Genomic DNA, 11,772 nt, shown 5'->3' with positions numbered 1-11,772 from the left:
ATTCCTAACGCCTGCTTAAATACTGTACGCTTCCTGTTCTTCCCGATGATCAAGCTCTTCTAGTACATGCGTACGCAGCTCTGTGAAAGCACGGCTTGTTCTTTTGCGAGGATAAGGCAGGTCAATTGGGACAACTGCTTTTATTCGTCCGGGGCGCCGGTCCATCACAACAACACGGGTTGATAAAAACACTGCTTCATCAATGTCATGCGTGACGAGGACCATTGCTGTTTTATTCGTTTGCCATATATCCAGCAGCGCCTCCTGCATATGCCCTCTCGTGAAAGCATCAAGCGCTCCAAATGGTTCATCTAGCAGCAGTACTTCAGGTTTACGAAGAAGGGCTCTCGCGATAGCTACTCGTTGAGACATCCCGCCTGATAACTGCCGTGGATAGGATTTCTCAAAACCATTCAGTTTAACCAGCTCAATCAGCTTCTGTACATCATTTCTTACATCCAGATTTTTGAGGGACAGATCAGCCGCGATATTTTTCTCTACATTCAGCCAAGGGAATAACCTCGGTTCTTGAAAAATGAATCCTTTCTCTTGAGAAGGACGCTCCACCCTTTTCCCCTTGAGCAGTACCTCTCCTTCATAATCCCGATCAAGCCCTGCTATAATCTTAAGCAAGGTACTTTTCCCGCATCCACTGGGTCCGATGACCGTAGTAAAGTCTCCTTCTTTCACAGACAAATCTATGGAATCCAGTACATGGGTATCGCCTTGCTCGCTTCGGAACGTCTTACTAACCTCATTAATCTCTAATATGTAGCGCAGTTCATCATTTAACATCTACAGTCCCTCCGATTCATTATCAATGTTCTTGATCTTGCAATACTGAAATTCAGTCCATAAAAAAAGAGATCCGACAGCACCTGATGTGCTTGCCGAATCTCTGGTGGTTCCAGTCAATTCGTAGTCCCCAAAATTTTGGGTCATCGTATAGGATTTGGCTCATCTTATCAAGGGAAAAGAATCTTGTCAATACCCGATTGTTTTAGTATGAATTAATTTTAATGAATAGCACATACAAAGAATAGAGTTACATTAATTTCTATATGAATAAAAATAAGGGTTGACAAGGTGATTTGCAGACTGATAAGATTTGGTCCATCAAAGCAACACTATCTAGCTGAATCTACTGGACGACCAGAGATTTGGAGATCTTAGAAACTCTTTTACGATCTCCCAAATCCTGTCGTCCTTTTTTTTCGGCTAAATACCACTAAACAGGTGTGAATACATTGTAAAAGGAGGCTAGACCATCATGAATCAAACTGCCTATTTATCTCGTAATTATGCGCCAAGCAGAGAGCTCAAAGCAGGTGCCAGACAATTGCATCGCTTAGCAGAGGGAAGTCAACCAGAGCAGCCGTACACTTTATTTACGCTTAAACCTCTTGGTCCCTTGCTCGGAGCCGAAATTGAAGGTGTCGATTTAGCAGTTCCCCTCAGTTCAGAATTAAAAGCAGAGCTGCATCATGCCTTTCTCGAATGGAAAGTTCTCTTCTTCCGTAATCAAGATATCACGAGTGAACAACAAGTTGCTTTTGCCAAAGAGTGGGGTGAACTGGAGAAACACCCTTTCTTGCCTCAAGGAAATGCAGAGGAGATTACCCGTTTTGAGAAAAATGCCAATATGACTGGTAACGAAAATATCTGGCATACGGATGTATCCTGGCGTCAAGAGCCTGCTCTTGGATCCGTTCTCCGCCTTTCTGAAGTTCCGGCTCTAGGTGGAGATACCTTATGGTGCGACATGGGCGCAGCCTACGATAATCTGCCCGACGAGATTAAAGAGCGCATTGATGGTCTAACCGCTATACACGATTTCACCACTACTTTTGGCCGCTTTCTGCCGCCTGATGTACTCAACGTGAAGCAAGCCGAATTCCCGGCCGCAGAACACCCTATCGTACGTACACACCCCGAGACAGGCAGAAAAACCTTATTCGTAAATGCGGTCTTCACGATCCGTATTGTTGGTCTGGAAGAAGAGCAGAGCGAGCAACTCCTAAATTACCTGTTCAGCCAGGCTCATATTCCTGAATATCAGATCCGCTTCCGCTGGGAACCTAATTCAGTAGCCTTCTGGGATAACAGAGCAACCCAGCATTATGCTGTATCCGATTATTTTCCTCACCGCCGGGTAGCAGAGCGAGTATCGATAGCGGGAGATCGTCCTTTTTAGATCTTACGCAACCTTGCTGCAGTATTTCGCTTTATCACAAACTTTGGATGGGAGTTAAAAAAAATGAAACGTCGTTCAAGTAATAAATCCAAAATGGTTACACTCGTAACCGTTCTACTTATGGTGCTTACCGCTTGCAGTAATGAAAATCGAACTTCCCCATCCATTAGTGGTGGATCTGCAGAAGCTGCTGCTGGAAGTAAATCAACCGAGGTAACTGTTCATATTGCTCGCCTTGGAGGAATCAGTCCTCTTATGATTGCAGAGGAAAAAGGGTGGATTGATGAGGCCTTCGCAGAGAAAGGCGCCAAAGTAGAGTGGAGTAACTTTACGAGCGGTCCTCCTATACTAGAAGCCATTGTATCTAATCGGATAGACCTCTCTTCCATGGGTGACGGAGCTGTGATCACAGGCTTGTCCAATCAGATACCTTTTGAAATTATCGGACTGTTAGGTGATGGAAAGGATCTAAATACGGTGATTGTTCCTGTAAATAGCACCATCTCCTCTGTTGCTGATTTGAAAGGAAAAACGATTGGTGTTGCCAAAGGGACGACAAGTCACGTGTACTTAATCAAAATTTTGCAGTCCATCGGTCTATCCCAGGATGACGTTAAACAGATCAATCTGCAAGCAGATGATGCTTTAGCTGCTTTTGAGACAGGACAACTGGATGCCTGGATAACCCTTGACCCTTATGTAACCTTAAGTGTGGAGCAAAAAAAGGCGAAAATCATTGAAGTCGAGGGGGAATTCCTTGCTCCCTTATCCATGATCGCTAGAACTGGTTTTGTTAAGGAACATCCAGAACTCGTTACAGAATATTTAAAAGTGTACCAAAAGACACTCGACTGGCAACGCGATAACCTTGACGAAGCAGCTGCTCTTTATGAAAAACATTCTAAAATGCCTGCTTCTGTCATCAAAACGGTACTGGAGCGAAGTGCCAATCAGCTCTCTGCCTATACATCTCAGGCTATAGAAGCCCATGAAGCATCCTCGGAAATACTGCTAAACAATAAATTCTTAAAAAAGAAGCCTGACTTTACAAAAGCAATTAACAATACGTTTGTTGAAGAACTGAATTAAATGAACTGCTACCCCCCATTGCTTTTAGTCCGAATGACTAGAGTATAAAAGACACAAGAGTACTTACAGTTACTGTGCCTCTCTATCTGGTCTTTAACACAAGTAGACAGGCATGAAATCTGAAATTTGTATACTATTTTTTTTATTCTATCATTGGCAGGCCTCATACCCCTCGTACACTTAGTTTTGTTATATCCGCCCTTATTGTAAGAAAACCATTATAGCGGGAGTCCGCATATCCAAGGAGGAGTTTATTCATGAATAATGTTATTCATAACCAAGTAGTTCAGCTAGAAATTGTACCGGTAGCCGGAAGAATTGGAGCGGAAGTGAGAGGTATCGATTTATCGGAGGATCTCTTTCCTGCGGTCATTCAGTCCATACAAGAAGCTTTGCTCAAGTACAAAGTTCTCTTCTTTAGGGATCAACATCAACTAGATGATGAGGGGCAAGAGCGATTTGCCAAACTTTTAGGAGAACTGTATGCACATCCCACTGTGCCCGTTAAAGATGGTACCCAAGCTGTACTTGAACTGGATTCTGCCCACGGAGGCCGTGCTAATGCTTGGCACACCGATGTTACCTTTGTTGAAGCTTATCCTAAAGCATCCATTCTGCGCTCCGTGGTAATTCCTCCTGCTGGAGGAGATACCGTATGGGCCAACACCGCAGCGGCATACGAAGATCTATCTCCTGAATTAAAAGAGCTCTCCGGCAGCCTTCGCGCAATCCACTCCAATGCTTTTGATTATGCGGCATCTGCCCAACAAGAAGCTGCAAGAGAGCAGACGCAGCGAAAAAACAACGCCTTTGTCTCGACGGTATATCAAACCGAGCATCCGGTAGTAAGAGTCCATCCCGAAACAGGAGAACGTCACTTGCTATTAGGACAATTTGTAAGAAGGATATCGGGGCTCAGAACGGCAGATTCAGATCGAATCATCGATATTTTACAAGAGCATGTTACCAGACTTGAAAATACAGTTCGCTGGCGCTGGGCCGTAGGTGATGTGGTGGTTTGGGATAACCGAGCAACACAGCATTATGCAATTAATGACTATGGCGATGAGCACCGTGTAGTACGGCGTGTTACCATCGCTGGCGATATTCCGATTGGTATCGATGGTCGTAGAAGTATAACGCTTCAACCAAAAAAAGAACAGGCCGATTAATACACCTGCCTGCTCTATACTCCATATAATAATATTAAAAAACCCCTTCGCTTTCGCGAAGGGGTTTACTGTGAAGCGGGTGATGGGAATCGAACCCACGCTATCAGCTTGGAAGGCTGAAGTTCTACCATTGAACTACACCCGCGTATAAATATCGGGATGACACGATTTGAACATGCGACCCCCTGGTCCCAAACCAGGTGCTCTACCAAGCTGAGCTACATCCCGTTATTTAAATGGCGCGCCCTGAGAGATTCGAACTCCCGGCCTTTTGATTCGTAGTCAAACGCTCTATCCAGCTGAGCTAAGGGCGCAAATATGGAGCGGACGACGGGAATCGAACCCGCGACCCTCGCCTTGGCAAGGCGATGCTCTACCGCTGAGCCACGTCCGCGAAATATATGGTGCGGTCGAGAGGACTCGAACCTCCACGGGGGTTAGCCCACACGGACCTGAACCGTGCGCGTCTGCCAATTCCGCCACGACCGCATATATATAAAAGTGAGCCATGAAGGGCTCGAACCTTCGACACCCTGATTAAAAGTCAGGTGCTCTACCAACTGAGCTAATGGCTCGTACTAAAAATGGCTGGGGATATAGGATTTGAACCTATGCATGACGGAGTCAAAGTCCGTTGCCTTACCGCTTGGCTAATCCCCAACAGTGATAAGGTTTAAAAATGGGGCGATCGATGGGACTTGAACCCACGAATGCCGGAGCCACAGACCGGTGCGTTAACCCCTTCGCCACGACCGCCATAACAAAATACTTTAAAAATAAATCTGGTGGAGGATGATGGATTCGAACCACCGAACCCGTAAGGGAGCAGATTTACAGTCTGATGCGTTTGGCCACTTCGCTAATCCTCCATAATGAAACTGGTGCCGGCGAGAGGACTTGAACCCCCAACCTACTGATTACAAGTCAGTTGCTCTACCAGTTGAGCTACACCGGCTAATTGATTACGATATACCATACTCCATTTTACTGAAGTTAAGATAAAAGTGGCGGAACTGACGGGATTCGAACCCGCGATCTCCTGCGTGACAGGCAGGCATGTTAGGCCTCTACACCACAGTTCCAGGTATTACAATTGCGGGGGCAGGATTTGAACCTGCGACCTTCGGGTTATGAGCCCGACGAGCTACCGAGCTGCTCCACCCCGCGATAGTTATATGGTGGAGATTGAGGGGATCGAACCCCCGACCCTCTGCTTGTAAGGCAGATGCTCTCCCAGCTGAGCTAAATCTCCATATAAAGTGACCCGTAGGGGATTCGAACCCCTGTTACCTCCGTGAAAGGGAGGTGTCTTAACCCCTTGACCAACGGGCCTTACTGTATTAAATATTCCAAAAAGTTCGCAACGGAGAAAGAGGGATTCGAACCCTCGAGACGCTTGTGACGCCTACACGATTTCCAATCGTGCTCCTTCGGCCAGCTCGGACACTTCTCCAAAAGTGGCTCCCCGAACAGGGCTCGAACCTGTGACAACTCGATTAACAGTCGAGTGCTCTACCAACTGAGCTATCAGGGAATAGTGGTGGAGCCAAGCGGGATCGAACCGCTGACCTCCTGCGTGCAAGGCAGGCGCTCTCCCAGCTGAGCTATGGCCCCATAATGGGATTATGAGATTAAATGGTGGGCCCTAGTGGACTCGAACCACCGACCTCACCCTTATCAGGGGTGCGCTCTAACCAGCTGAGCTAAGGGCCCTCATCGTTAATTAAACGATTAGGCGAAAAAATAACCCAAAAGGGTATTTGCTTGGCGGCGTCCTACTCTCCCAGGACCCTGCGGTCCAAGTACCATCGGCGCTGGAGGGCTTAACGGTCGTGTTCGGGATGGGTACGTGTGGAACCCCTCCGCTATCGCCACCAAACGAGCATTTGTGAAACAAATGCGATCCGCGTTGGTTTTGGTACATCACTAAATAGTGTGTATAAAACCAATAGCGTTTTTCAGGATTTGCTCCCTGAAAACTAGATACGAAACAATCTTTGCAATTTATATAGCTTATGCTTCCGAAGTAGCTTTACTTCAGAAAGCTTGTAGGATAAGCCCTCGACCGATTAGTACTGGTCAGCTCCATGCATTGCTGCACTTCCACCCCCAGCCTATCTACCTCGTCGTCTTCAAGGGGTCTTACTAGTTGGGAAATCTCATCTTGAGGTGGGCTTCGCGCTTAGATGCTTTCAGCGCTTATCCCTTCCATACATAGCTACCCAGCGATGCTCCTGGCGGAACAACTGGTACACCAGCGGTATGTCCATCCCGGTCCTCTCGTACTAAGGACAGCTCCTCTCAAATTTCCTACGCCCACGACAGATAGGGACCGAACTGTCTCACGACGTTCTGAACCCAGCTCGCGTACCGCTTTAATGGGCGAACAGCCCAACCCTTGGGACCTACTTCAGCCCCAGGATGCGATGAGCCGACATCGAGGTGCCAAACCTCCCCGTCGATGTGGACTCTTGGGGGAGATAAGCCTGTTATCCCCAGGGTAGCTTTTATCCGTTGAGCGATGGCCCTTCCATGCGGTACCACCGGATCACTAAGCCCGACTTTCGTCCCTGCTCGACTTGTAGGTCTCGCAGTCAAGCTCCCTTGTGCCTTTACACTCTGCGAATGATTTCCAACCATTCTGAGGGAACCTTTGGGCGCCTCCGTTACTCTTTAGGAGGCGACCGCCCCAGTCAAACTGCCCACCTGACACTGTCCTCGCACCGGATCACGGTACCAAGTTAGAACCTAGATACGATCAGGGTGGTATCCCAACGTTGCCTCCACACAAGCTGGCGCTCATGCTTCCTAGGCTCCCACCTATCCTGTACAGATCGTACCCAAATCCAATATCAAGCTGCAGTAAAGCTCCATGGGGTCTTTCCGTCTTGTCGCGGGTAACCTGCATCTTCACAGGTATTAAAATTTCACCGGATCTCTCGTTGAGACAGCGCCCAAGTCGTTACGCCATTCGTGCGGGTCAGAATTTACCTGACAAGGAATTTCGCTACCTTAGGACCGTTATAGTTACGGCCGCCGTTTACTGGGGCTTCGGTTCATAGCTTCGGATGACTCCTAACCACTCCCCTTAACCTTCCAGCACCGGGCAGGCGTCAGCCCGTATACTTCGCCTTGCGGCTTCGCACAGACCTGTGTTTTTGCTAAACAGTCGCTTGGGCCTTTTCACTGCGGCCCCCTCGTGCTATTCACACTACCGGGGCACCCCTTCTCCCGAAGTTACGGGGTCATTTTGCCGAGTTCCTTAACGAGAGTTCTTCCGCGCGCCTTAGAATTCTCTTCTCACCTACCTGTGTCGGTTTACGGTACGGGCACCTTCATCTGGCTAGAGGCTTTTCTTGGCAGTCTGAGATCATGACCTTCGCTACTGTAATTTTCACTCCCCATCACAGCCCAGCCTTACGATGTGCGGATTTGCCTACACATCAGCCTCACTGCTTGGACAGACATCCATCAGTCTGCGTCACTACCCTACTGCGTCCCCCCATCGCTCGTAACGATTTACGGTGGTACAGGAATTTCGACCTGTTGTCCTTCGACTACGCCTTTCGGCCTCGCCTTAGGTCCCGACTTACCCTGAGCGGACGAGCCTTCCTCAGGAACCCTTAGGTTTTCGGCGGATCAGATTCTCACTGATCTTTTCGTTACTCATACCGGCATTCTCACTTGTATACAGTCCAGCAGTCCTTCCGGTCTACCTTCAACCCGGTATACAACGCTCCCCTACCCCTGATACATAGTATCAAGCCATAGCTTCGGTGGTGTGTTTAGCCCCGTTACATTTTCGGCGCAGAGTCACTCGACCAGTGAGCTATTACGCACTCTTTAAATGGTGGCTGCTTCTAAGCCAACATCCTGGTTGTCTGTGCAACTCCACATCCTTTCCCACTTAACACACACTTGGGGACCTTAGCTGATGGTCTGGGCTGTTTCCCTTTCGACAATGGATCTTAGCACTCACTGTCTGACTCCCGGAATACAAGTCTATGGCATTCGGAGTTTGACTGAGCTTGGTAACCCTTGCGGGCCCCGCACCCAATCAGTGCTCTACCTCCACGACTTACTTGTTCCGAGGCTAGCCCTAAAGCTATTTCGGGGAGAACCAGCTATCTCCGAGTTCGATTGGAATTTCTCCGCTACCCCCACCTCATCCCCGCACTTTTCAACGTGCGTGGGTTCGGGCCTCCAGTGCGTGTTACCGCACCTTCACCCTGGACAGGGGTAGATCACACGGTTTCGGGTCTACGTCCACGTACTCATTCGCCCTATTCAGACTCGCTTTCGCTGCGGCTACGGCTTTTCACCTTAACCTTGCACGGGAACGTAACTCGCCGGTTCATTCTACAAAAGGCACGCCATCACCCATAAAACGGGCTCTGACTTCTTGTAAGCACACGGTTTCAGGTTCTATTTCACTCCCCTTCCGGGGTGCTTTTCACCTTTCCCTCACGGTACTGCTTCACTATCGGTCGCTAGGGAGTATTTAGCCTTGGCAGATGGTCCTGCCGGATTCATACGAGGTTTCACGTGCCTCGCACTACTCGGGATCCGTCTCGGAGGGAACAGGCTTTTGACTACAGGGCTTTTACCTTCTCTGGCGAGCCTTTCCAGACCTCTTCAACTAACCGGTTCCTTTGTAACTCCATGTGAGACGTCCCACAACCCCAACCAGCAAGCTGATTGGTTTGGGCTAATCCGCGTTCGCTCGCCGCTACTGACGGAATCACTATTGTTTTCTCTTCCTCAGGGTACTTAGATGTTTCAGTTCCCCTGGTATGCCTTCAACCACCCTATGTGTTCAGGTGGAGATAACTGTCCATTACGACAGCTGGGTTTCCCCATTCGGACATCCCCGGATCAAAGCTTGCGTACAGCTCCCCGAGGCAGTATCGTTGTTCGCCACGTCCTTCATCGGCTCCTAGCGCCTAGGCATCCTCCGTGTGCTCTTAATAGCTTAACCATATGCTCATTTTTGACTGATTCACTCCGGTTGGCATTCGCCAAAAGTCGTTCATCATTCAAAAATTTCGCTAAGCAATCTATTAATCTTCACTTGTTTAACACAAGTTCAGCTTAAAGGATATTTCTAAAATCGCAAAATTGTTTCGTTATCTAGTTTTCAAAGAGCAACTTTGTTGCGACCATAAAATTCTCGGTCCATCACGAATAGTGTGGATGAAATTTTATGATTTGGTTTTGAGAGATTAAACTCTCAAAACTGAACAACGAGTGAGTGTTACTTTGCTTTCGCAAAGTGTTCCGCCGACTTTCGTCGTGCGTTATATTTGAATGTTTCCGTTGCAGGAAACGATTCTCCATAGAAAGGAGGTGATCCAGCCGCACCTTCCGATACGGCTACCTTGTTACGACTTCACCCCAATCATCTACCCCACCTTCGACGGCTGGCTCCTCGCGGTTACCCCACCGGCTTCGGGTGTTGTAAACTCTCGTGGTGTGACGGGCGGTGTGTACAAGACCCGGGAACGTATTCACCGCGGCATGCTGATCCGCGATTACTAGCAATTCCGACTTCATGCAGGCGAGTTGCAGCCTGCAATCCGAACTGAGACCGGCTTTTAAGGATTTGCTCCACCTCGCGGCTTTGCTGCCCGTTGTACCGGCCATTGTAGTACGTGTGTAGCCCAGGTCATAAGGGGCATGATGATTTGACGTCATCCCCACCTTCCTCCGGTTTGTCACCGGCAGTCACCTTAGAGTGCCCACCCAAAGTGCTGGCAACTAAGATCAAGGGTTGCGCTCGTTGCGGGACTTAACCCAACATCTCACGACACGAGCTGACGACAACCATGCACCACCTGTCTCCTCTGTCCCGAAGGAAAGGTCTATCTCTAGACCGGTCAGAGGGATGTCAAGACCTGGTAAGGTTCTTCGCGTTGCTTCGAATTAAACCACATACTCCACTGCTTGTGCGGGTCCCCGTCAATTCCTTTGAGTTTCAGTCTTGCGACCGTACTCCCCAGGCGGAATGCTTAATGTGTTAACTTCGGCACCAAGGGTATCGAAACCCCTAACACCTAGCATTCATCGTTTACGGCGTGGACTACCAGGGTATCTAATCCTGTTTGCTCCCCACGCTTTCGCGCCTCAGCGTCAGTTACAGCCCAGAAAGTCGCCTTCGCCACTGGTGTTCCTCCACATCTCTACGCATTTCACCGCTACACGTGGAATTCCACTTTCCTCTTCTGTACTCAAGTTACCCAGTTTTGGGTGCGACCCGAGGTTGAGCCCCGGGATTAAACACCCAACTTAAATAACCGCCTGCGCGCGCTTTACGCCCAATAATTCCGGACAACGCTTGCCCCCTACGTATTACCGCGGCTGCTGGCACGTAGTTAGCCGGGGCTTTCTTCTCAGGTACCGTCACTCCTTGAGCAGTTACTCTCAAGAACGTTCTTCCCTGGCAACAGAGCTTTACGATCCGAAAACCTTCATCACTCACGCGGCGTTGCTCCGTCAGACTTTCGTCCATTGCGGAAGATTCCCTACTGCTGCCTCCCGTAGGAGTCTGGGCCGTGTCTCAGTCCCAGTGTGGCCGATCACCCTCTCAGGTCGGCTACGCATCGTCGCCTTGGTAGGCCTTTACCCCACCAACTAGCTAATGCGCCGCAGGCCCATCCACAAGTGACAGATTGCTCCGTCTTTCTTTCTTCCCTCATGCGAGAGAAGAACCTATCCGGTATTAGCTACCGTTTCCGGTAGTTATCCCAGTCTTATGGGCAGGTTGCCTACGTGTTACTCACCCGTCCGCCGCTAAGTCTCAGAGAAGCAAGCTTCTCATTGACTCCGCTCGACTTGCATGTATTAGGCACGCCGCCAGCGTTCGTCCTGAGCCAGGATCAAACTCTCCAATAAAGTTATTGAAAAGAGCGATAAGCTCATTTAGAAAATGCTGACGAGAACTTAACGTTCTCTATTTCATTTGTTATGACCAACAAATGAAAGTTGTATTAATTCACTCACGAGTTTTACTTACGTAAAACTCCTCGTTGTTCAGTTTTCAAAGATCAATCTCGCTAACAACTCTCGTCGTCAGCAACTTTTATATCATATCATTTCCGGTTGAGAGTGTCAAGCTTTTTTTTAGAAGTTTCATTCAACTTCGTTAAGTTGCTTGGTTATTCAGTGTGTTGCTTACTGGCTAACTTCTTGGCCGGAATTAGAATATACCATGCTGATATTAATTATGCAAGTCTTTTTTAATAAAAAGTTAATAACCATTTTTTGATAATCGTTTGAAGAATACAATTCATCAAATATAATCTATTTCTTCTAAAGCTT

4 protein-coding genes, 18 tRNA genes and 3 rRNA genes are annotated in these 11,772 nt (G+C 48.4%); 3 read left to right on the top strand and 22 right to left on the bottom strand.

Features of this window, described 5'->3' with window-relative positions; all coding sequences use genetic code 11:
- Positions 1-15 precede the first annotated feature (15 nt).
- Positions 16-795 carry an ABC transporter ATP-binding protein gene (locus QPK24_RS01480; protein ID WP_285745572.1) on the bottom strand — a complete coding sequence of 260 codons (780 nt, stop codon included), beginning with the start codon at positions 793-795 and terminating at the stop codon, positions 16-18.
- 475 nt (positions 796-1,270) lie between these two features.
- Here QPK24_RS01480 and QPK24_RS01475 point away from each other — a divergent pair, with 475 nt between their 5' ends.
- The 3 genes from QPK24_RS01475 to QPK24_RS01465 all read left to right on the top strand — a co-directional run bounded on the left by QPK24_RS01475 (position 1,271) and on the right by QPK24_RS01465 (position 4,455).
- Entirely contained in the window at positions 1,271-2,194 is a 924-nt protein-coding gene (locus tag QPK24_RS01475) for a TauD/TfdA dioxygenase family protein (protein WP_285745570.1), read from the top strand.
- Positions 2,195-2,257: 63 nt separating this feature from the next.
- On the top strand, positions 2,258-3,283 hold the full coding sequence (locus QPK24_RS01470; RefSeq protein ID WP_285745568.1) for an ABC transporter substrate-binding protein: 1,026 nt from the start codon (positions 2,258-2,260) through the stop codon (positions 3,281-3,283).
- 257 nt (positions 3,284-3,540) lie between these two features.
- On the top strand, positions 3,541-4,455 hold the full coding sequence (locus QPK24_RS01465) for a TauD/TfdA dioxygenase family protein (protein ID WP_285745566.1): 915 nt from the start codon (positions 3,541-3,543) through the stop codon (positions 4,453-4,455).
- Between the two features lie 74 nt (positions 4,456-4,529).
- Here the strand turns inward: QPK24_RS01465 and QPK24_RS01460 are convergent.
- From QPK24_RS01460 to QPK24_RS01360, 21 genes are all read right to left on the bottom strand, one after another.
- Positions 4,530-4,600 (bottom strand) — tRNA-Gly (locus QPK24_RS01460).
- Positions 4,601-4,609: 9 nt separating this feature from the next.
- A tRNA-Pro gene (locus QPK24_RS01455) sits at positions 4,610-4,683 on the bottom strand.
- Between the two features lie 9 nt (positions 4,684-4,692).
- Positions 4,693-4,769: transfer RNA gene (locus QPK24_RS01450), tRNA-Arg, on the bottom strand.
- Positions 4,770-4,774: 5 nt separating this feature from the next.
- A tRNA-Gly gene (locus tag QPK24_RS01445) sits at positions 4,775-4,849 on the bottom strand.
- Positions 4,850-4,857: 8 nt separating this feature from the next.
- Positions 4,858-4,944 (bottom strand) — tRNA-Leu (locus tag QPK24_RS01440).
- A 13-nt stretch (positions 4,945-4,957) separates the two neighbouring features.
- Positions 4,958-5,030: transfer RNA gene (locus tag QPK24_RS01435), tRNA-Lys, on the bottom strand.
- Between the two features lie 10 nt (positions 5,031-5,040).
- Positions 5,041-5,115, bottom strand: a tRNA-Gln gene (locus tag QPK24_RS01430).
- A 20-nt stretch (positions 5,116-5,135) separates the two neighbouring features.
- A tRNA-His gene (locus QPK24_RS01425) sits at positions 5,136-5,211 on the bottom strand.
- A 27-nt stretch (positions 5,212-5,238) separates the two neighbouring features.
- Positions 5,239-5,324, bottom strand: a tRNA-Tyr gene (locus QPK24_RS01420).
- A 10-nt stretch (positions 5,325-5,334) separates the two neighbouring features.
- A tRNA-Thr gene (locus QPK24_RS01415) sits at positions 5,335-5,410 on the bottom strand.
- A 50-nt stretch (positions 5,411-5,460) separates the two neighbouring features.
- Positions 5,461-5,537, bottom strand: a tRNA-Asp gene (locus QPK24_RS01410).
- Positions 5,538-5,548: 11 nt separating this feature from the next.
- Positions 5,549-5,622 (bottom strand) — tRNA-Met (locus QPK24_RS01405).
- Between the two features lie 9 nt (positions 5,623-5,631).
- Positions 5,632-5,707, bottom strand: a tRNA-Val gene (locus tag QPK24_RS01400).
- Positions 5,708-5,715: 8 nt separating this feature from the next.
- A tRNA-Glu gene (locus QPK24_RS01395) sits at positions 5,716-5,787 on the bottom strand.
- Positions 5,788-5,819: 32 nt separating this feature from the next.
- Positions 5,820-5,908, bottom strand: a tRNA-Ser gene (locus tag QPK24_RS01390).
- Positions 5,909-5,913: 5 nt separating this feature from the next.
- Positions 5,914-5,989, bottom strand: a tRNA-Asn gene (locus QPK24_RS01385).
- 4 nt (positions 5,990-5,993) lie between these two features.
- A tRNA-Ala gene (locus tag QPK24_RS01380) sits at positions 5,994-6,069 on the bottom strand.
- A gap of 22 nt (positions 6,070-6,091) precedes the next feature.
- A tRNA-Ile gene (locus QPK24_RS01375) sits at positions 6,092-6,168 on the bottom strand.
- 49 nt (positions 6,169-6,217) lie between these two features.
- Positions 6,218-6,334 (bottom strand): 5S ribosomal RNA (gene rrf / locus QPK24_RS01370).
- A gap of 170 nt (positions 6,335-6,504) precedes the next feature.
- Positions 6,505-9,433: ribosomal RNA gene (locus QPK24_RS01365) — 23S ribosomal RNA — on the bottom strand.
- A gap of 361 nt (positions 9,434-9,794) precedes the next feature.
- A 16S ribosomal RNA gene (locus tag QPK24_RS01360) occupies positions 9,795-11,346 on the bottom strand.
- Together the 16S, 23S and 5S rRNA genes with 18 tRNA genes alongside form the textbook arrangement of a ribosomal RNA operon.
- Positions 11,347-11,772: the final 426 nt, after the last annotated feature.

The sequence above is a fragment of the Paenibacillus polygoni genome (assembly GCF_030263935.1).
GTDB classification, from domain to species: domain Bacteria; phylum Bacillota; class Bacilli; order Paenibacillales; family Paenibacillaceae; genus Paenibacillus; species Paenibacillus polygoni.
The sequence above is the reverse complement of the archived record's forward strand: the minus strand, read 5'-3'. Positions and strand labels throughout refer to the sequence as shown.

What these genes read in the sequence shown, in the direction of transcription:
- QPK24_RS01480 (WP_285745572.1), bottom strand. Translation starts at nt 795, where the DNA reads ATGTTAAATGATGAACTGCGCTACATATTAGAGATTAATGAGGTTAGT.
- QPK24_RS01470 (WP_285745568.1), top strand. Translation starts at nt 2,258, where the DNA reads ATGAAACGTCGTTCAAGTAATAAATCCAAAATGGTTACACTCGTAACC.
- QPK24_RS01475 (WP_285745570.1), top strand. Translation starts at nt 1,271, where the DNA reads ATGAATCAAACTGCCTATTTATCTCGTAATTATGCGCCAAGCAGAGAG.
- QPK24_RS01465 (WP_285745566.1), top strand. Translation starts at nt 3,541, where the DNA reads ATGAATAATGTTATTCATAACCAAGTAGTTCAGCTAGAAATTGTACCG.